This window comes from Saccharopolyspora sp. NPDC045941 (assembly GCF_056431445.1).
The window spans coordinates 176,161-195,470 of the sequence record NZ_JBWKKU010000009.1 but is presented as its reverse complement, the minus strand read 5'-3'; the positions used below and the strand labels follow the sequence as shown (position 1 = coordinate 195,470).

23 protein-coding genes are annotated in these 19,310 nt (G+C 72.3%); 19 read left to right on the top strand and 4 right to left on the bottom strand.

Annotated features, from left to right (window positions below; all coding sequences use genetic code 11):
• The first annotated feature begins 9 nt into the window (after nt 1–9).
• Nucleotides 10–1,644, top strand: a complete 1,635-nt coding sequence (locus AC07FN_RS10160) for a serine/threonine-protein kinase (protein WP_478395318.1) — start codon at nt 10–12, stop codon at nt 1,642–1,644.
• 268 nt (nt 1,645–1,912) lie between these two features.
• Here the strand turns inward: AC07FN_RS10160 and AC07FN_RS10155 are convergent, their stop codons facing one another.
• Nucleotides 1,913–2,968, bottom strand: coding sequence for a lactonase family protein (locus AC07FN_RS10155; protein ID WP_478395317.1), 1,056 nt, complete (start codon nt 2,966–2,968; stop codon nt 1,913–1,915).
• Nucleotides 2,969–3,146: 178 nt separating this feature from the next.
• Here AC07FN_RS10155 and rocD point away from each other — a divergent pair, with 178 nt between their 5' ends.
• Entirely contained in the window at nt 3,147–4,379 is a 1,233-nt protein-coding gene (gene rocD, locus AC07FN_RS10150; protein ID WP_478395316.1) for an ornithine--oxo-acid transaminase, read from the top strand.
• A gap of 79 nt (nt 4,380–4,458) precedes the next feature.
• Here rocD and zapE read toward each other — a convergent pair whose 3' ends face one another.
• A complete protein-coding gene (gene zapE / locus AC07FN_RS10145) occupies nt 4,459–5,484 on the bottom strand; it encodes a cell division protein ZapE (protein WP_478395315.1) in 1,026 nt (341 codons plus the stop codon).
• A 96-nt stretch (nt 5,485–5,580) separates the two neighbouring features.
• On the opposite strand from zapE, the gene AC07FN_RS10140 reads away from it, so the two are divergent.
• The 12 genes from AC07FN_RS10140 to AC07FN_RS10085 all read left to right on the top strand — a co-directional run bounded on the left by AC07FN_RS10140 (nt 5,581) and on the right by AC07FN_RS10085 (nt 12,689).
• Complete coding sequence (locus AC07FN_RS10140) at nt 5,581–6,330, top strand: pyrimidine reductase family protein (RefSeq protein WP_478395338.1); 750 nt, start codon at nt 5,581–5,583, stop codon at nt 6,328–6,330.
• A complete protein-coding gene (locus tag AC07FN_RS10135) occupies nt 6,327–6,884 on the top strand; it encodes an RNA polymerase sigma factor (RefSeq protein WP_478395314.1) in 558 nt (185 codons plus the stop codon). The genes AC07FN_RS10140 and AC07FN_RS10135 overlap by 4 nt, the downstream gene beginning before the upstream one ends.
• The gene (locus AC07FN_RS10130) at nt 6,877–7,443 is read left to right on the top strand and encodes an Asp23/Gls24 family envelope stress response protein (RefSeq protein ID WP_478395313.1); all 567 of its coding nucleotides are present in this window, start codon (nt 6,877–6,879) and stop codon (nt 7,441–7,443) included. The genes AC07FN_RS10135 and AC07FN_RS10130 overlap by 8 nt, the downstream gene beginning before the upstream one ends.
• Nucleotides 7,444–7,571: 128 nt before the next feature.
• Nucleotides 7,572–8,087 (top strand): Asp23/Gls24 family envelope stress response protein, encoded by a 516-nt coding sequence (locus tag AC07FN_RS10125; protein ID WP_478395312.1) that lies wholly within the window; start codon nt 7,572–7,574, stop codon nt 8,085–8,087.
• A gap of 267 nt (nt 8,088–8,354) precedes the next feature.
• Entirely contained in the window at nt 8,355–8,654 is a 300-nt protein-coding gene (locus AC07FN_RS10120) for a hypothetical protein (protein ID WP_478395311.1), read from the top strand.
• On the top strand, nt 8,651–8,905 hold the full coding sequence (locus AC07FN_RS10115; protein ID WP_478395310.1) for a hypothetical protein: 255 nt from the start codon (nt 8,651–8,653) through the stop codon (nt 8,903–8,905). Before AC07FN_RS10120 ends, AC07FN_RS10115 begins: the two co-directional genes overlap by 4 nt.
• 37 nt (nt 8,906–8,942) lie before the next feature.
• Entirely contained in the window at nt 8,943–9,122 is a 180-nt protein-coding gene (locus AC07FN_RS10110; RefSeq protein WP_093264953.1) for a hypothetical protein, read from the top strand.
• Complete coding sequence (locus AC07FN_RS10105) at nt 9,119–9,505, top strand: Asp23/Gls24 family envelope stress response protein (RefSeq protein ID WP_478395309.1); 387 nt, start codon at nt 9,119–9,121, stop codon at nt 9,503–9,505. The genes AC07FN_RS10110 and AC07FN_RS10105 overlap by 4 nt, the downstream gene beginning before the upstream one ends.
• Before the next feature lie 3 nt (nt 9,506–9,508).
• On the top strand, nt 9,509–10,045 hold the full coding sequence (locus AC07FN_RS10100) for a DUF6286 domain-containing protein (protein WP_478395308.1): 537 nt from the start codon (nt 9,509–9,511) through the stop codon (nt 10,043–10,045).
• Nucleotides 10,042–10,647, top strand: a complete 606-nt coding sequence (amaP, locus tag AC07FN_RS10095) for an alkaline shock response membrane anchor protein AmaP (protein WP_478395307.1) — start codon at nt 10,042–10,044, stop codon at nt 10,645–10,647. Before AC07FN_RS10100 ends, amaP begins: the two co-directional genes overlap by 4 nt.
• A gap of 18 nt (nt 10,648–10,665) precedes the next feature.
• Complete coding sequence (locus AC07FN_RS10090) at nt 10,666–11,778, top strand: ATP-dependent DNA ligase (RefSeq protein ID WP_478395306.1); 1,113 nt, start codon at nt 10,666–10,668, stop codon at nt 11,776–11,778.
• A gap of 11 nt (nt 11,779–11,789) precedes the next feature.
• On the top strand, nt 11,790–12,689 hold the full coding sequence (locus AC07FN_RS10085; RefSeq protein WP_397528398.1) for a 2-dehydropantoate 2-reductase: 900 nt from the start codon (nt 11,790–11,792) through the stop codon (nt 12,687–12,689).
• A 16-nt stretch (nt 12,690–12,705) separates the two neighbouring features.
• Here AC07FN_RS10085 and AC07FN_RS10080 read toward each other — a convergent pair whose 3' ends face one another.
• Nucleotides 12,706–13,662, bottom strand: a complete 957-nt coding sequence (locus tag AC07FN_RS10080) for an EamA family transporter (RefSeq protein ID WP_478395305.1) — start codon at nt 13,660–13,662, stop codon at nt 12,706–12,708.
• Between the two features lie 158 nt (nt 13,663–13,820).
• Here AC07FN_RS10080 and AC07FN_RS10075 point away from each other — a divergent pair, with 158 nt between their 5' ends.
• Together AC07FN_RS10075 and AC07FN_RS10070 are read left to right on the top strand one after the other, a co-directional pair.
• Nucleotides 13,821–15,380, top strand: coding sequence for an alpha/beta hydrolase (locus AC07FN_RS10075; RefSeq protein WP_478395304.1), 1,560 nt, complete (start codon nt 13,821–13,823; stop codon nt 15,378–15,380).
• 346 nt (nt 15,381–15,726) lie between these two features.
• The gene (locus AC07FN_RS10070; RefSeq protein WP_478395303.1) at nt 15,727–16,269 is read left to right on the top strand and encodes an AAA family ATPase; all 543 of its coding nucleotides are present in this window, start codon (nt 15,727–15,729) and stop codon (nt 16,267–16,269) included.
• A 311-nt stretch (nt 16,270–16,580) separates the two neighbouring features.
• On the opposite strand, the gene AC07FN_RS10065 is transcribed toward AC07FN_RS10070, so the two are convergent.
• Entirely contained in the window at nt 16,581–17,351 is a 771-nt protein-coding gene (locus AC07FN_RS10065; protein WP_478395302.1) for a DUF4389 domain-containing protein, read from the bottom strand.
• Between the two features lie 441 nt (nt 17,352–17,792).
• On the opposite strand from AC07FN_RS10065, the gene AC07FN_RS10060 reads away from it, so the two are divergent.
• From AC07FN_RS10060 to AC07FN_RS10050, 3 genes are read left to right on the top strand one after another with little or no spacing between them, the layout of a single operon-like run.
• Complete coding sequence (locus tag AC07FN_RS10060; protein WP_478395301.1) at nt 17,793–18,170, top strand: hypothetical protein; 378 nt, start codon at nt 17,793–17,795, stop codon at nt 18,168–18,170.
• Nucleotides 18,171–18,222: 52 nt separating this feature from the next.
• A complete protein-coding gene (locus AC07FN_RS10055; RefSeq protein WP_478395300.1) occupies nt 18,223–18,384 on the top strand; it encodes a hypothetical protein in 162 nt (53 codons plus the stop codon).
• Between the two features lie 18 nt (nt 18,385–18,402).
• The gene (locus AC07FN_RS10050; RefSeq protein WP_478395299.1) at nt 18,403–19,302 is read left to right on the top strand and encodes a DNA glycosylase AlkZ-like family protein; all 900 of its coding nucleotides are present in this window, start codon (nt 18,403–18,405) and stop codon (nt 19,300–19,302) included.
• The last annotated feature ends 8 nt before the right edge of the window (nt 19,303–19,310 follow it).

The window sequence follows — 19,310 nt, the reverse complement described above, 5'->3', positions numbered from 1 at the left end:
TGAGGTCCCGTGCAGCCGTTGCTGGCCAGCGACCCGACGCGGGTCGGCGACTACCGGCTGCTCGCCCGGCTGGGCCGCGGCGCCATGGGCGGTGTCTACCTCGGCCGCTCCCGCGGCGGCCGCGTGGTGGCCGTCAAGGTCGTCCGGGCCGACCTCGCCGAGGACCCGGAGTTCCGCGAGCGGTTCCGCCGCGAGGTGCACGCCGCCCGCTCGGTCGGCGGGTTCTGGACCGCGGCGGTCGTCAACGCCGACCCGACCGCCGAGCAGCCGTGGCTGGCCACCGAGTACGTGCCCGGGCCGACGCTGCACCAGGCCGTCGTGGACCACGGCCCGCTGCCGGAGGCCACGGTGCGCAGCCTGGCCGCCGGGCTGGCCGAGGCGCTCGGCGCGATCCACCGCGCGCACCTGGTGCACCGCGACCTGAAGCCGGCCAACGTGCTGCTCGGCCCGGACGGGCCACGGGTGATCGACTTCGGCATCTCGCGGGCGATGGCCGGCAACGCCCTGACCGCGACCGGCATGTTCCTGGGCACGCCGGGCTTCTTCTCCCCGGAGCAGACCCTCGGCACCGAGGTCGGGCCGCCCAGCGACGTGTTCTCCCTCGGCGCGGTGCTGGTGTTCGCCGCGACCGGCACCGGTCCGTTCGGCGAGGAGAGCACGGCGGCGCTGCTGTACCGGGTGGTGCACGCCGAGGCCGACCTGGCCCAGGTGCCCGACGGGCTGCGGCCGCTGCTGGCGAGCTGCCTGGCGAAGGACCCGGCCGACCGGCCGACGCCCGGCGACCTGCTCGACCAGATCGGCGAGTCCAGCCCGCAGGGCAACTCCTGGCTGCCGCCGGCGATCAGCGACGTGATCGCCCAGCACGCCACCCAGCTGCAGCAGACGGCGAACGCGCCGCTGCCCGACACTCCCCCGCCGCAGCAGGTCCCGGCGACGCCGAGGCCCGCGACGCGCTCCTACACGCAGGCCCAGAACGCGGCGCCGCCCGCACCGGTCGCACCGGCTCCCGCCCCGCCCGCTCCCGTGGTTCCCGCGGCGGTGGCGCCCGAACGCATGCGGGACAAGATCGTCCCGGCGCGCCCGAGGCAGACCGCGCAGAACCAGCACCCGGTGCCACGGGTGCGCAAGGACAACCCGGGCCCGGTGTTCGCCACCGGCGGCCGGTTCCGCGCCGCGATGTCGGCGCTGATCTGCGCGTTGATCATGTTCGGCGCCAACCGCGTGTTCCAGACCTACGGCGGGCTTTCGGCCGAGCACGTCGCGATCTTCCGGCTGGGCATGCTGCTGCTGGCCGTCAGCATGCTCTGGTCGATCGGGCGGGTGCTGCTGCCCAGCCTGCGCCTGAAGATCAACAGTGACGGGCTGCTGATCTCCCGCCTGGGCCTGACCCGGGAGATCCCGTGGAGCCAGGTGAACCGGGTCGACGTGGTCGACAACGGCAAGCGAGCGGCGCTGGTGGTGTGGCTGGCCAACGGTTCGAAGCCGCCGTCGAAGTGGTGGCACCGCGCCCCCGCGCACCGGGGCGGAGCCCGGGTCTTCCCGATCGGGGCCACGGGCGGCTGGCTGACCCGCCGCCAGGAAGCGCGCAGGGCCCGAACGGCACTGAGCCAGTACGCCTTCGGCCGCTACAGCACGCGCGCCTGACCCCGAGCCGAAGAGCTCCCGATTTTGCCTAAAATCGGGCGCCTTCAGAGGCTGTTTGGATGTCGTGGTGTGAGGTGCGGTGTCTTTGAAGCGGCGCAGCCGCTTAGCCCCCCTCGCAACCGGCACCGCCGCAGGTTCTCAGAGGTCTTCTCGCGAGGACAGCCCCGATGTGGTGAATCGGCATTCATGAGTCGGGATCCCACAGCGAGAAGGCACCTGAGGTTCCGCTACCGGCACCGCCACGCAAAGCAAGTTCGGATACATGCCTTCACCTCGCCGGGAGGACGCAGACCGGGGTCGGGGTCGGCACCGGTTCGCTCAGCGGCGTCAGGTCGCCGTTCTCCGCGATGCCGAACGCCTGCACGTCGTTGCTGCGCTGGCCCGCCACGAACAGCACCCGGCCGTCCGGCGACAGCGCCATGTGGCGGGGCTCCGCCACTCCCGCCGGCCGGATGTCGACCAGCCGGAACTCGCCGTCGCTGGAGTCCGCCCGGAACACCGCGATGCTGTCGTGGCCCCGGTTCGACCCGAGCACGAACCGGCCGTCCGGCGTCACCACGACCTCGGCGGCCAGGTTCGGCTGCCCGTAGCCCGGCGGCAGCATCGACAGCGTCCGCCCCGGCTCCAGCGCCCCGGTCGCCGGGTCGTAGCCGAACTCGGTGATCGAGGACGCCAGCTCGTTGAGCACGTAGGCGCGTTCCCCGTCCGGGTGGAACGCCAGGTGCCGCGGACCGGCACCGGCCCGCACCGGGACCTCGTGCTTGAGCGCCAGGTGGCCGCTCTCCACGTCGAAGTCGTAGACGTAGACCGAGTCGGTGCCCAGGTCCACGGCGAGCACGTGGCGGCCGGCCGGATCGGACAGCACCTGGTGCGCGTGCGGGCCCTCCTGGCGCTGCGGGTTCGGCCCGCTGCCGCTGTGCTGCACGACGTGGCACGGCTCGCGCAGCACGCCGCCCTCGGCGATCGGGTGCACCACGAGGTTCCCCGACTCGTAGTTGGCGGTCAGCAGGTACTTGCCGGACGGGTGCACGCTCAGGTGGCAGGGCGCGGCGCCCAGCGTCGGCTGGGAGTTGATCTCGCCGAGCGTGCCGTCGGCGCGCACCGCGAAGGCGATGACCCGGCCCTCCCGCAGCTCGCTGACCGCGAACAGCGTCGCCCCATCAGGTGCCATCGCGAGGAAGGACGGATCGAACGCCTCGGCCACGCTCTCGGTGCACCGCAGCACCCCACCGGGATCGGCGATCGCCAGCCGGATCCCGTCGGCCGCCGATTCCGCTCCCGTGTACGCCCCCAGGTAGATCCGGTACTCCCCGTTGTCCGGCATCAGCGCCTCGCCTTCCCGTCCGCGGAAACCTCACCGCACACATGATGTCAAGAGCCCGCCCCACTCCCCCGGCGAGACAACGAACCTCCGCATTCCGCCGACATCACGCAACAGATCGCTGCTCAAAGCAACGCCTTGCGGATGAAATCTGCACAGGCGTCGACATAACCTAATGGCCATGACTGTCGTTCCGTCGCACCTCGAAGCGTCGTCGCAAGCCGCGCGGTACCGCGCGCTCGACGATCAGTACAGCGCGCACAACTACCACCCGCTGCCGGTCGTGATCGCCGAGGCGTCCGGCGCCTGGATGACCGACGTGGACGGACGGCAGTACCTGGACTTCCTGGCCGGGTACTCGGCGTTGAACTTCGGGCACCGCCACCCCGACCTGATCGCCGCCGCCACCGAGCAGCTCGGCCGCGTCACGCTCACCAGCCGCGCGTTCCACCACGACCAGCTCGGCCCGTTCTGCCGCGAGCTCGCCGAGCTCACCGGCACCGACCGGGTGCTGCCGATGAACTCCGGCGCGGAGGCCGTCGAGTCCGCCATCAAGATCGCCCGGAAGTGGGCGTACCGGGTCAAGGGCGTGCCGGAGAACCGGGCCGAGATCATCGTGGCCGGATCCAACTTCCACGGCCGCACGACCACCATCGTGTCGTTCTCCACCGACCCGGTCGCGCACGACGAATTCGGCCCGTACACCCCGGGATTCATCGTCACCGAGTACGGCGACGCCGCGGCGGTCGAGGCCGCGATCACCGAACGCACCGCGGCCGTCCTGGTCGAGCCCATCCAGGGCGAAGCGGGCGTGATCGTGCCGCCGGCCGACTACCTGCCCCGGCTGCGCAGGCTCTGCGACGACAAAGACGTGCTGCTGATCGCCGACGAGATCCAGTCCGGACTCGCCCGCACCGGCGAGCTGCTGGCCAGCGAGCACGACGGCATCCGCGCCGACCTCTACACCCTCGGCAAGGCGCTCGGCGGCGGCATCCTGCCGGTGTCCGCGGTGGTCGGCCGCGACGACGTCATCGGCGTCCTCGAACCCGGCCAGCACGGCTCCACCTTCGGCGGCAACCCGCTGGCCTGCGCGGTCGGCCGAGCCGTGGTGCGCATGCTGAGCACCGGCGAGTTCCAGGAGCGCTCGCGCGAGCTGGGAGCGCACCTGCACGCGCGGCTCGGCGAGCTCGTCGGCCGCGGAGCGGTCGAGGTGCGAGGCCGCGGCCTGTGGGCCGGCGTGGAGCTCGCCGCAGGCGGGCCGACGGGCCGCCAGGTCAGCGAGGCGCTGGCCGAGCGCGGCGTGCTGTGCAAGGAAACGCAGGACACGACGCTGCGAATCGCACCGCCGCTGGTGATCACCCGCGCCGAGCTCGACACCGGCCTCGACGCGATCGAAGCGGTCCTCACCAGCTGACCTGGGACCGAGACGTCCGAAGAGGAGTGAACGGTCCGTTCGCCGCGCCAGGCGGAGTGAACGGACCGTTCGCCCTGGGTCAGGACTTGGCGAGGTCCCGGGAGAGCGCGGTGAGGCGGCTGATCGCGCGGAGGTACTTCTTCCGGTAGCCGCCCTGCAGCATCTCGTCGGTGAACAGCGCCGACAGCGCTTCACCGGAGACCCGCACCGGGATCGCTCGGTCGTAGAGGCGGTCCGCGAGCGCGACCAGCCGCAGCGCGACGTCCTGGTCCGGCGCCGCGTGCACCCCGCTGAGGTGCACCGCGGTGATCCCGTCGACCAGGCGGCCGTACTTCGAGGCGTGCAGCCCGGCCAGGTAGTCGCACAGCTCGTCGAAGTCGTCCAGCGTCGAGCCGTCGGTGGCCTCCGCGAGCCGGGACAGGTCGTCCTCGCTCATCGGCGGCGGCGCGTCCGGCAGCCCGCGGTGCCGGTAGTCCGGGCCGTCGACCCGCACCACGCCGAAGCGCGCGGACATCGCGTGGATCTCGCGCAGGAAGTCCGCCGCGGCGAACCGGCCCTCACCCAGCTTGTCGGGCAGCGTGTTGGAGGTCGCGGCGATGTGCACGCCCGCGTCGGTGAGCTTCGCGATCAGCTGGGTGACCAGCATCGTGTCGCCCGGGTCGTCCAGTTCGAACTCGTCGATGGCCAGCAGCCGGTGATTCGAGAGCCGCTCGACGGTCTCGGCGAAGCCGAGCACCCCCACCAGGCTGGTGACCTCGACGAACGTGCCGTAGGACTTCTGCCCCTCGACGGCGTGCCACAGCGACGCGAGCAGGTGCGTCTTGCCGACGCCGAACCCGCCGTCCAGGTAGAGCCCCCGCTTGCCGTCGTCGTTCTTCTTCCGGCCGAACACCCCGCGTAGCCAGGACCCGCCACCGGCGGCGGCGTTGATCCGGTCGGCGAACGCCGAGCAGTCCCGGACCGCCTGCTCCTGGCTCGGCTCGTCCGGGTTCGGGATGTAGGTGTCGAAGCGCACCGCGTCGAACATGGGCGGTGGCGTCATCGCCTGGACCAGCTCGTCCGGTGTCATCTCGGGACGGCGGTCGACCAGACGGGGAGAACTCATGCGCAGACCTTATAACCGAACGGGGCATTCCCGGCCGTGCGGGCGCGTGCTCCTGCTCACCCGCCGGACCGGCTCGCGTGGTGGGATTGACCCGTGGTGGACAAGCTCTGGCCGGTCGACGGCGCGCAGCAGGTGGACGACCAACTCGAGGGGTTCTACGCCTACCCCGAGCGGCTGGAACGGCCCTGGGTGCGGGTGAACTTCGTCTCCAGCCTCGACGGCGCGGTGACCGTCCGGGGCAGCTCGCGCGGGTTGTCCGCGCCGGTCGACCAGCGGGTCCTCGGGCTGATCCGCGACCTCTCCGACGTCGTGCTGGTGGGCGTCGGCACGGCGCTGGCCGAGGGCTATCGCGGCGTGAAGCGCAACGAGGTCCGCGCCGAGCGCCGGGAACGGCTCGGCCTGTCCGCCGTGCCGCCGATCGCGCTGGTCACCGCGCACGCTTCGCTGCCGCCGGAGTCGCCGCTGCTCACCGACACCCTGGTGCCGCCGATCGTGCTCACCTGCGACGCCGCCCCGCAGTCGCGGCGCACCGCGCTCGCCGACGCGGGTGCCGACGTCGTCGTCGCCGGCGACGAACGGGTGGATCTGCACGCGGCGCTGGACGCGCTGAACGCGCGGGGGCTGCGCCGCATCGGATGCGAAGGCGGCCCGACGCTGTTCGGCAGCCTCGTCGACGAGGACCTCGTCGACGAGCTGTGCCTCACCCTGTCACCGCTGCTGACCAGCGGCGACGCAGGCAGGATCGCGGCGGGGGCCGGTGTCGAGGCGCCTCGGCGGATGCACCTGCAGTCCGCTCTGCACGTGGAATCGCTGCTACTGCTGCGTTACGCGAGAATGCGTCCGTGACAGTTGGGGCGAGCGCGGACGAAGCCCTGGTGGCTGCCGCCCAGCGCGGCGACGCGACGGCGTTCGACGCGTTGGTCCGCCGCCACACCGCCAAGATGTACCGGGTCGCGTACCGCATCCTCGGGGACTCCGCCGAGGCCGAGGACGCCGTCCAGGAGGCGTGGGTGTCCGCCTGGCGGTCGCTGCAGCGCTTCCGCGGCGAATCGGCGCCGACCACCTGGCTGTTCCGGGTGGTCACCAACGCGGCCCTGGCCACCCTGCGCCGCCGCAAGCCGACCGTCCCGCTGGGACCGACCGCCGATTTGATCTCCGACCGCATCGCGGTCGATCCTGAGGGCCACGTCGTCCGCACCGAGGACGCGGCCCGCGTGCACCGCGCGATCGCAACCCTCGAACCCTCCCAGCGCATCCCGCTGGTGCTCCGCGAACTGGAGGGGCTGAGCTACGAGGAGATCGCCGAGATGCTCGACGTGCCGGCGGCCGCGCTGCGGTCCCGGCTGCACCGGGCGCGGGCAGTTCTGCTCGCCAGGCTGAAGGAGATGCGCGATGGATGACCGCTCCTTCGATCCGGACCGCGCGCTGCCGTGCGGCCGCACCGACGGCATGCTGCTGGACTTCCTCGCCGACAGCGCCCCGCCGGAACTCGCCAAGCACATCCCGACCTGCCAGGACTGCCAGGCCAGGCTCGCCGAGCTGGACTCCGACTGGGCGCCGGTGCGGCGAACCGCGCACCTGCCGATCGAGCCGCCGCACGGGCTGGTGGAGCGCACGCTGATGGCGGTGCGCGGGGTGCGGGGCGGCCGCGGCGCGGCGCCGGTGGAGCTCGCCCAGGAGGGCGGCAAGCTGCGCGTCTCCCCGCAGGCGGTGGTGCTGCTGACGCGGCGGCTGTGCCTGGGGCTCCTCGCCGAGCGGCAGGGTGTGCACCTGCGCGGCTGCGTCGGCGACGTCGACGAGGTGCGGGTGGACCTCGCGGTCCGCTACCCGCTGCCCGCCCCGGAGCTGGCCGACGCGATCCACCGCGAGCTGACCGCCGCGCTGGGCGAGGCACTCGGCGCGGGCGCGCCGCAGGTGTGGGTGCGGGTGGTCGACGTCGAGCCGCCGAGAGCCGGGTGACCGCATCGTCACAATGAGTGGTGTGGCTCACAGTCGCGGAAGATCACGTCGAGCGGATGCATCAGACCACCTACAAGCCCAGCCGAGCCCACGCGGCATCGGCGAAACCGGGAAGGAGCTGGATTTCCATGGCACAGAACAGCGGGAGCCCGCAGAACGCGCAGGCCAAGACCGAGCGCAGCGACGAGGGCCGGCGAATCCCGGAGACCCGGTCCGGCACCGCGCCCGCCCGCCTGGCCGACGAGACCGCCCAGGGCAAGACCACCATCGCCGCGTCCGTGGTGCAGAAGATCGCCGGCATCGCGGCCCGCGAGATCTCCGGCGTCTACGCGATGGGCGGCGGCGTGTCCCGGGCCTTCGGCGCCATCCGGGACCGGATCCCGGGCGGCAGCGGGACCTCCTCCACCTCGGGCGTCCAGGTGGAGGTCGGCGAGAAGCAGGCCGCGGTGGACCTGGACCTCGTCGTGGAGTACGGGGCGTCCATCGTGGACCTCGCGCGGGCGGTGCGGCGCAACGTGATCACCGCGGTGGAGCGGATGACCGGGCTGGAGGTCATCGAGGTCAACATCGCGGTCAACGACATCCACCTGCCCGACGAGGACGGCGAGGAAGCCGGCCAGCAGACCACGTCCCGCGTCGAGTAGCACCCGAGAGGAAACGGTTTGCGTAGCGGTGCGGGTAGCGGCCCCCCTGCGGGAGTTGCTGCGCCCTTCTCGGCTCCGGGATCCCCGGCTTGTGCACGACCAATACGCGGCGCCGGGGCTGTCCTCGCGAGAAGCTCGGGGTGCGGGGTGTCCCCGCATGAGCACCGTGAGCGGTGCCGGTTGCGAAGGTGAGCTAAGCGGCTCCGCCGCTTCGAAGACAAAGAACAAACCAGAAGACCGATCGCTTTCGTGGAGGGCGACTTCGACATGCCGGAACAGGTTTCCGCCGGTGAGCTGGCCGATCGGGTGCTCGCCCACCCCTCGGTGGTCCGGCTGCACGGCGGGCAGTTCGGCGAGATCGCGTCGTACCTGCCCGGCCGCAAGATCGTCGGGGTGCGGTTGCCCGAGTCGGGCGCCGCGGAGATCGGCGTCGTGCTGCGCCTGGACCGGCCGCTGCCGGAGATCCTCGGCGAGATCCGCGGCGCGCTGGCCGAAGCGCTCGGCGACGTCCCGGTGGACATCACCGTGGCCGACGTGATCACCGACGAGCCGCGGGGAGGCGCATGATGGTGCCTGTGCAGCACGAATCGGCCACCACGCGGGCGGCGATCCGCGCTTTCGTCCGGGCCAACCACCCGGACGTCGGTGGTGACCCGGAGGTCTTCGCCGCCGGTCTCGCCGAACTCCGGTGCCACCGGCCGCGCGACCGCTACGACGCACCGATCGTCGTGGTGCACCGGCCGCGCGGGATTCGCGGGCTGCTGCACCGGATCAGAGCCCGCCGGGCCCGCCGCAACCGGCCACCACGAGTCCGGTGACCATCCAAGTCAGTTCCTCAGCAGGAGGGTTGCACCCATGAACGCGACGCAGACGGGCTTGCTCGCCGGCCTCATCCTCGGCACCGCTGCGGCGGTCGCCGGCTTCACCGGCTTCCTGATCGCGCTGGCGGTCGGCGCCGTCGGCCTGGTGATCGGCCGGGTCCTGGACGGGGAGCTGGAGATCGGCGACATCCTGGGCCGGGGCCGGGACCGATGACGGCAACCACCGGACCGGCCGCGGCCGGAGAACCCGGCCGCGACGACGATCCGGCCGAGCGGGGCCGGTTGCAGATCAGCCGCACGGTGCTGCGCAAGATCGCCGAGCACACCGCCGATCAGGACCCCGGCAGCGCCCGGCGGCGCCACCGCCTCGGCGGGGGCAGGCAGGGTGCCGCGGCGCAGGTGTCCGGTCCGGACGACGCGCTGCGGATCCGGCTCGACGTCGCGCTGCGCTACCCGTTGCCCGTGCGCGAAACCGTGGAGTCCATGCGGGAGCAGATCGGGTCGGAGCTCCAGCGCCTCACCGAGTTCCGGGTCCGCACCGTGGACGTGACCGTATCCGCCCTCGTCCCCGCCGACGTGCCGCCGCGAGTGGAGTGAGCCATGCGCCTGTTGGTACGCCTGATCACCACGCTGCTGGGCCTGGCCGTCGCGGCCGGCGGCGCACTCCTGGCGATCGAGGCGGTGTGGGTCCTGGCGCGGCCCGGCACCGGCGGCCTCATCGTGCCCTGGCAGCAGGTCCACATCGGACTGAGCTCGCTGTCCTGGCAGGACCCCCAGGTCCTCGCGACGGCGGCGGTGGTCGCGGTGGTGGGCGTGCTCTTGGTGCTCATCGCGATCAACGCCGGGACCAAGGACATCCGGCTGCACGACCCGGCGCCGGAGGTCACCGTGACCACTGACCGGCGATCGCTGGCCCGGCTGGTCGGGCACCAGGTGCGCGGCCAGGACGGCGTCGCGGTCGCCTCGGTCACCGTGGGCTCGAAGCGGGTCCAGGTGAAGGCGACCGCGCAGTTCCGGGAACCCGGTGACCTGCGCGCCCGGCTGACCGAGACCGCCGAGCACGCCGTGCAGGACCTGCCGCTGCGCAGCACCCCGAAGGTGCTGGTGTCGGTGACCGCGCCGAAGGAGCAGCGATGACGAGGCAGGAGATCAAACCGAGCACGACGCCGGTCGCGCGCGGGCTGTCCTTCGAGCGCGGCGTGGTCATCGCGCTCGGGTTGCTGGCGCTGGTCGCCGGCGTGATCGCGCTCCTCGTCGGCACCGGTTGGCTGGGCGTCTTCCGCGCGCAACGGCCGCTGGCCGACCCGCTCCTGGTGCAGTGGCTGCGGGACAACTCGCAGGCGGCGATCGCGGTGGCGATCGTGCTCGGCATCGTGCTGTTCGTGCTCGGCCTGTGGTGGGTGGTGCGGGCCCTGCGCCCGGAGCCGCGGCCGTCCCTCGTCCTGGAGCGCGGCAACGGCAGCCTGGCGGTGACGAGTGCGGCGCTGACCGAAGCCGTGCGCGCCGACGCCGAGCGGGTCACCGGGGTCAAGCGGGCGCGGGTCCGGATGGCGGGCAGCGAGCAGCGTCCGGCGCTGCGGCTCACGCTGTCGTTGCAGGAAGGCACCAACGTGCGCCACGTTTGGGAAGAACTCGACGAGAAAGTGCTTTCCCGCGCTCGCGAATCGCTGGGAATGGATACGTTGCCCACGGCGATCCGACTGCAGCTGGACCGCGCGCCTCGCCAACGCGTCCACTGACCGACCAAGGAGGACCCGGTGCTCCCACTGCAACCGCCGGTGAAGCCGATGCTGGCCAGCCCGGTCGAGGGCATCTCCCGGCAGGGCGGCCTGCTGTTCGAACCGAAGTGGGACGGCTTCCGGTGCCTGGTGTTCGCCGATCCGCAGGCCGAGCAGCCGGTGCTGCTGCAGTCCCGCACCGGCCGCCCGCTCAACCGGTACTTCCCCGAGGTCCTGCGGACCGTCGCCGAACACCTCGACCGGCCCGCGGTGCTGGACGGCGAGCTCGTGGTGATCCGGCGCGACGAGGTCGGCGACCGGCTGGACTGGGACGCGCTGGGCGAGCGCATCCACCCGGCCGCCAGCCGGGTCAAGGTGCTCGCCGAGAAGACGCCGGCCACCTTCATCGCCTTCGACCTGCTGGCGCTGGACGACCGGGACCTCACGGCCGCGCCGCAGACCGAGCGCCGCGAGCTGCTCGCCGGTCTCGGCCTGGACCACGATGGGCTGCGCACCACGCCGGTCACCGACGATCCGGACACCGCGGCGGAGTGGTTCCGGGTGTTCGAGGGCGCGGGGCTGGACGGCGTGATCGCCAAGCCCACCAACGGCGAGTACGTGCCGGGCAAGCGGACCATGTTCAAGATCAAGCACTCCCGCACCGCGGACTGCGTCGTCGCCGGGCTGCGCTGGCACGCCAAGACCGAACCCGGCACCGCGGTGGGTTCCCTGCAGCTCGGGCTGTACGACGACCGGGACGTGCTGCACCACGTCGGCGTCGTCGGCGCCTTCCCGGCCGCGCAGCGACGCGCGCTGGCCGCCGAGCTCGCCGAGCTGATCACCGACGGGGAGCACCCGTGGCTCGGGCCCGACGCGGCGGACGGGCGGCGGCTGCCCGGGTCGGTGAACCGCTGGAGCAGCACCGAGCAGCCGTGGGTGCCGCTGCGCCCGGAACGCGTCGTCGAGGTCTCCTACGACCACACCGAAGGCGCCCACCCGGGCCGGTTCCGGCACACCACGCAGTTCGTGCGGTGGCGCCCCGACCGCGACCCCGTGTCCTGCCGCTACGACCAGCTCGACGAGCCCACGCGGTACGACCTCGAAGCAGTGCTCGATGGCGATGTCGACCGGGGAGCCCGCGTCGACGGGTAATGTCACGACCCGTGGCAGCACAACGCATCGCGGTGATCGGTTCGGGCGGTATCGGTGGGGTTCTCGCGGAAGCTGCGCATTCCGCCGGGCACCAGGTAACGATGTGCGTCCGGACCCCGTTCGACCGGCTGACGCTGGAAACCCCGGGCCGCACCGGCGAGATCCCGGTCTCGGTGGTGACCGAGCCCGGCGCGCTCGGCGAGTACGACTGGGTCCTGCTGACGACGAAGGTCCAGGACGCGGCGAGCGCGGCCGGCTGGCTGCGGAAGCTGGACGACGGGCGAGCCCCGGTCGTGGTGGTGCAGAACGGCGTCGAGCACCGCGAATCGATCGCCGGGCTGGGTCTGCAGGCCCAGGTGCTGCCCGCGCTGATCTACGTGGCCGCCGAGCGGGTCCGGCCCGGGCACGTGGTCCGCCGCGGCCCCGCCACCATGCAGGTCGAGGCCGGCGAGATCGGCGAGCGCTTCGTCGAGCTGGTCTCCACCGACGACCTGAGCGCCCGGACCACGTCGGACTTCCGCACCGCGGCGTGGCGGAAGATGCTGACGAACCTGGCGCCGAACCCGATCACCGCGCTGACCCTGCGCCGCCTCGACGTGCTGCGCGAGCCCGACATCCTGGACCTGAGCAAGGGCGTGCTCGCCGAGGCCGTCGACGTCGCCCGCGCCGAAGGCGCCCGGCTGACCCACGCCGACGCCGAGAAGGTGCTCTCGGACTACATCGAGAAGTTCCCGCCGACCAACGGCACGTCGATGCTCTACGACCGGCTGGCCGGCCTGCCGACCGAGCACGAGCACATCACCGGAGCGCTGGTGCGCGCGGCGGACGAGCACGACCTCCCCGTCCCGCTCAACCGGACCCTCCTGACCCTGATGCGCGCCCTCCGCCCCATGCGGATGCCGTCCATCTGACCTCGCCGGGCCGGGGTCAGTTGGCGCCGGTGTCCCTGGGGCCCGCCTCGTCGGGCTTCCCGTCGCGGTCCTTCGTCGCGCCGACCGAACCGACCGAGGCGACGACGACGCACCCGATGGCGACCCACTGCCAGCCGCCCAGCATCTCGCCCAGCACCAGCAGCCCGGCCAGCGCCGCCACCGCGGGCTCCAGGCTCATCAGCACGCCGAACACCCGCGGCGGCATCCGGCGCAGCGCCTCCAGCTCCAGCGAGTACGGCACCACCGAGGACATCAGCGCGACCACCAGCCCGGCGATGAGCACCGCCGGGTGCAACAGCGCAGTCCCGGCCTCGGCGATGCCGAACGGCGCCGCCACCAGCGCGCCGAACGCCATGCCCAGGGCCAGCCCGGATCCGCCGCTGGTCCGGCTGCCGAGCTTCGCGCCGACCAGGATGTAGCCGGCCCACAGCGCGCCGGCCATCAGCGCGAAGGCGACCCCGACCCAGTCGAGGCCGCCCTCCACCCGGGCCAGCAGCACCACGCCGGTGCCGGCCAGCACCGCCCAGACGATGTCCAGCTTGCGGCGGGAGCCGATCACCGCCACGGTCAGCGGGCCGAGGAACTCGATGGTGACCGCCGCGCCGAGCGGAATCCGTTCGAACGCCTGGTAGATGCAGACGTTCATGCCGGCGAGCACCGCGCCGTAGCCGGCCACCACCGCCAGCGTTTTGCGGTCCATGCGCAGCGACGGCCGCCACACCGCCAGCAGGATCACCGCGGCGAAGGTCAACCGCAGCGCCACCACGCCGGACGCCCCGGCCGTGGTGAACAGCTGCTTGGCGAACGCGGCGCCGACCTGCAGGCTGATCACGCCCAGCAGCACGAGCATCGGCGGCGGGATCGCCCCGAGTGCGCGCGCGGAGACCTGCTCCACGCTGAACAGCGACCGCCTGTTCGACGATGCCCCCGAGCCGACCTGCGCGACGTGCACGATGCTCCTCTGCCTCCGCCAACCGCTTACCGCCGCACGTTATCCCGCAACCGGCCGCGACCGTCACCCGATTGTCAGGGCCCTCACCGGGGCCTCACCCGGATCATGCGATGCTGACCCGGTCCAGCGACCACCGCGCCTGCCGACTAGGAGTACCCGTGCCGCGCACCACTCACCGGGTCGGGGCCGCACTACTGCCGTTGCTGCTGCTGGTGGTCGCCGCCTGTTCGGCCGGACCGTCGAACCGGCCCGCGGTCGCCTACCACGACGGCGAGCAGCAGGTCGTCCCCGCGCCGCAGCCGCCGAAACCGGCCCCCGTCCCGCCGCTGGGCTCCCCCGGCGACGACGCGCAGAGCTGGGAGGACTGCACCGAGCAGACGCGCACGGAACTCGGCGGTCTGCCAGCGGGCATGACGTTCTCCTGCTCGCGGCTGATCAGCACGCTCGACGCCCCGGAAGCCCCGGAACGCGGCACCGCGCGCATCTCGCTGATCCGCGCCGGTTCCGGCCACGTCCCGCTGGTGGTGCTGGGCGACGTCGGCGGCGAGCCGGGCACGACCTACGCGGCCCGGCTGGCCACGCAGCTGCCGGCGGAACTGCGCAACACCTTCGACATCATCGGGATGGACCGGCGCGGCACCGGCGAATCCGATCCGGCCGACTGCGTGCCGCCCGCGCAGCGCGATGCGATCGTCGGCTTCGACCCGCGCGCCACCGACCGCGCCGCGCTGGACCGGCTGCTCGAATCGGTGCTGTCGGCGAGCCAGGAATGCCTGCTCGACCTCGACGAGCGGCTGCAGGCCTACGACACCTGGCGAGCGGCTTCCGACCTGGAAGAACTCCGCCTGGAGCTGGGCGTGCCGCGACTGCACGCGATCGGGCGCGGCGAAGCGGCGCGCCTGCTGACGACCTTCGCGGAGCGCTTCCCCGGATCGGTCGGCCGGCTGGTGCTCGACGGCGCACCGGACCCGACCCGCGACGCCATCGGCCAAGCGGAATCGCAGGCGCAGAGCGCGGAGCAGGCCTTCGACGTGTTCGCCGCCGACTGCGTCAGCCGCGGCTGCCCGCTGGGCCCCGAGCCGCGCAAGGCGGTCGGCGATCTGGTCGAGGGGACCCGCGGCACGCCGCTACCGGCGCCGGGCACCTCGGTCGGAGCCGGCCGGGTGGTGCAGGCGATCCTGCTGGGTCTTTCCGATCGGGCCACCTGGCCCGCTCTCGCCGATGCGCTGGCCGCGGCCGGTCGCGGCGACGGCGCCGGTCTCGCCTCGATCAGCGCGCCGCTGGTCGCCGACCAGGGCGTCAACCCGCCGTGGCTGGACGGTGACCTGATCACCAGCTGCAACGACACGACGGTGCGCGTGCCGCCGCAACGCACCGGCGAGCTCGCGCTGGACTGGGTGAACCGGTTCCCGCTGTTCGGCGGTGCCGCCGCTCAGCGGCTGGTGTGGTGCGGGTCGTGGCCGGTCCCGCAGCAGCCGCTGCCCTCGCCGCGCCGCCCGGACCTGCCGCCGATCCCGGTGATCAGCACCGCGAACGACCCGCAGCTGCTGGGTCTGGGCACCGATCACATGGCCGAGCAGATGCCGACCGGGGTGCTGCTGCGCTGGCAGGGCGCCGGGCACGGGGCCATCGGCAAGTCGCCGTGCATCACCGAGGCGGTCAGCCGGTTCCTGGTGCAGGGCACCGTGCCGACGGAAGGCATGGCCTGCCCGGGGTGATCCCGCAACACCCCGGACAGACCCCCCGGCGGCTCAGCCGCAGCTGGAGCAGCAGCCGCAGGAAGGACCGCTGCAGCTGCCGCAACAGCTGCAGCCACCCTGGGCTTCCGGTGCACGTTCGGCTTCGGTGCGGACCATCTTGGCCTCCCGCGTCGTGACGAATACCAACGGTTGCGATGGTGCTCGCCGACGGAGCAACCGAGACACCGCCGGGCGAGGGAAACGCGTTGGGCCAACCCGCTGAACAGGACACATGAACGCATAGCGATCTGTAACCGGGTGCGAAATGCGCATGACGACTGCGCCGACCGGGTGGGAAGATCCACTCCTCGCACGAGGAGGAAACGTGTCCGACGAGCACCACCAGGCCGTCCTGCTGATCACCGGCATCCAGGCCGCCGGGAAGTCCACCATCGCCCAGGGAGTCGCCGAAAAGCTCCCGCGCTCGGTGCACCTGCGCGGCGATGCGTTCCGCCGGATGGTGGTCGGCGGCCGCGAGGAGATGTCCGCGCCGCCGTCCGACGAGGCACTGCGCCAGTTGCGGTTGCGCCACCGGTTGACCGCGCAGGCCGCGGACTCGTACTTCGCGGCGGGGTTCACCGTCGTCGCGCAGGACGTGGTCCTGGGCGAGCACCTGGCGGAGATGGCCGAGAACATCGGCAGCCGGCCGCTGCTCGTGGTCGTCCTCGCGCCGTCGACCACGGCGATCGCGGAGCGCGAGGCGGGTCGCGGCAAGACCGCGTACGACGGCTGGGCGATCGCGGAGCTGAACGCCGTGCTGCACGAGCAGACGCCGCGCATCGGCCTGTGGCTGGACACCTCCGACCAGACCCCGGAGCAGACCGTCGCGGAGATCCTCGACCGGGCCTGGACCGAAGCCGCGATCTGATCCAGCCGCACGTTGGCCCGCGGTTTCAATGAGCGTTTTTCATCCTGGTCGGCCCGCAGCCGCGGGTCGTAAAGCCACACGTCGATGAGGTGCCGCATGCGCCGCAGGCGCATAGCCCACCTACGACACCGGCACCGCCGCGGGTTCACTGCGCCCGTGCCCCTGGGGCACTCCTGGGCGAGGACGGCCCCTCCGCCGTGTATCGGACATACATCAGGAGGGGCACCCACAGACCAGGAAGCCTCTGAGGTTCCGCTACCCGCACCGCCACGCAAAACGAGGTTGGAAAACCTCACTGAAACTGCGGGACGTCATCGGCCGTAGTAGTAGTCCTGGTGGTTCGGCGGCTCGTACTGCGATTGCACGACGCCGTTGGTGACCGAGCCGATCACGCCGAGCACGATGAACACGATCAGCAGGACCCGGCCGCCCTGGGACATCACCAGCGGGCGGGTGCCCGGCGACTGGCGCGGCGGGTTCTCCTCCGCGCGCGCGTCGCCGAACAGCTTCTTCGGGTAGGCGCCGGTCAACAGGTAGAAGTAGGCGTTCGTGCGGTAGCTGTAGCGCAGCACCGCCGCGGAGGCGTCGAAGACCGGTCGCGGGTTGCGGCCCAGGACCAGCACGATCAGCCAGATGAAGAACGCCAGCATGCCGAAGCCCTGGGTGGCGATCGCGCTCACGATCGCGGCCGGGATCACCAGGATGATCCGGAAGAGCACCGCCCACCGGTTCAGCTCGCCGGGCCGGATGTCGGCCTGCACCGGGTAGTCCTGCTCGGGCACCAGGAACGGCGGGTACTTGTCGACGAGCAGCATGTTCGACGCCACCACCCTGGCCTGGTAGCCGACGAACAGGCTCAGGAACCCGGCGATCCAGTCCGGCAGCCGCCCCAGGAACAGCGCGGCGAACCAGCCGACGATCACCGCGACGGCGGCGGCGATGGACAGCAGCCAGAGCACGATGAAGTGCGGGATCAACAGCAGCAGTCGCAATAGGACGGTCCAGCGCCGCTGCCGTTCCGGGGGAACCACCTCCAGCTCGGGCAGGAACGGGCCGTTGGCCTCCGCGGGCTGGTCGCTCATCATCGCCTCCCGAGTCCGGTGTGGAGCGCGGCGAATGTAACCACCGCCCCTGGGCCGGGTCGGGATTCGGCTGGGGGCACGCGCTCTCCATCATCCGATCTGGTGAACGGCGGGCACGGCAGCTCACGTGCGGGCGCTCCACGGCGTTTTCCCGGCGAGCGATTGATTCCGCAAGCCGGGAGGAGCCTCCACGTGTACGAGACCGGATGCCTGTCAGATCGCGGTGCCCAGCGACGGATTCGCCGTGGTGCCACACCAGTGCCGGATCGCGAAGGCCTTGGCGAGCCCGGCCGACCAACGCATCGCGGACTGGATCATGTCCGGCGACGGGACGCGGAGCGGCCTCCTCGCTCGCCCGTCCGCCACGAGCGCGCGCCCCCTGCATCTGAAGAGCACCGACCACTGTGGACGATGTGGGCCGTGTGGCGGAGGGCTGGCTCGGTGGCCGACTCGTCCGAACGCGGCACGGATCGCGAACAGCCGCCCGACGGCGCCGTGGTGAGGCGCTACGGTGGGGCCGTGGAGCGCGGCGACCGGGATGAGGAGACCGAGCGCCTCGGTGATGACCTGCACGGGCTCGACCCGGAGGATCCCGAGGTGCAGGCCTTCGCTGAGCATCGCGACCGGATGCAGCGGCCGAACTCCGAGGCCACCGTGGAGGGCATGCTGCGCGGCGTGGACGACTTCGCGCAGAGCGTGAACCGGGCGAACGGTCACCGGAGGCTGATGGCCGTCGCGGTGGTCCTGCTGATCCTGTTCGGCGTGCTGTTCACGGTCTGGAACGCCGTCTCGTTCGTGTTCGGCACCTTCCTCGGCTGATCTGTCGGGGCCGTGGGGCATGCTCGACGCCTGCCGTCGAATCGGGGTACCCGTGATCGAGACCGACCGCGAACGAGTCCTGGCCTACCGGCACGCCGTCCAGCAGTTGGACCGGTCCGCAGGCGCCGTCGAGAACCTCGGAGTGCTGCCGCTCGGCGTGCCGGACACCCCGGCGGGCTCGGCGCTGCAGTCGGTGCGCACGCGGATCCCCTGAGCGGAACTCCCGGACTCGGTGGTCCTCGCCTGGTCGGTGCGCGGCAGCGCGCACCTGCACCGCGTCGCGGACCTCGCGGAGCTGGCCGGCCGGCTCTACCCGATGTCGGACGCGGACGTGGTGGCCCGGATGCCGGTCATGAAGTCGGTCGACGCCCCGCTCGCGGTGTTCGGCAAAACGGTCGCGGCGATGCGCGAGCACTCGCTCGAACCGACGGACCGGGGCACGCTGAGCGCGGCGGTCACCCGCGACGTCCCAGAAGCCTCGGCATGGTGCAAGGGATGCGAATCGACCCACGTCTTCTACTCGCTGTACCTGCAATCCGGGCTGGCAGCGGGCATCCGGCTCGTCCGCGCATCGGGGCGGCTGCGGATCACGGCGGCCCCGAAGTGGCACGTCCCGCAGCAGCCCGCCCGGACCGACGCCCTGATCAAAGACGTGCTGCGCCTGCTCGGCCCGGGCTCGGTCGCCGACGTCGCCGCGCTCCTCGGCACCAGCGCCACCGCGCTGCGGCCGGTCTGGCCGACGGACCTCGTCGAGGTCTCGGTCGCCGGGAAGCAGTCGTGGTTCGCGCCGGACGCGGTCGCGGCGCTCGACTCGCCGCCGTCACCACGGGGCGTGCGGCTGCTGCCGACCGGCGACCCGTACCTGCAAGCCCGGGATCGCGCGGAGCTGCTGCCGGATCCCGCGCACCGAAAGGTCCTCTGGCGGGCGGTCGGCTCTCCCGGGGCCCTGCTCGCCGACGGCGAGATCATCGGCACCTGGCGAGGGAGGAAGGCCGGCAGCAAGCTCCAGGTGGACGCGACGGGCTTCCGCGCCCTGAGCGCCGCCGTCCGCGAGGAGGTGGAAACCGAGGCCCAGCAGTTGGCCGGGACCAGAGGGGCGAAGTCGGCCGTGGTGGCGTTCGACTCGATCTGAGACCGCGC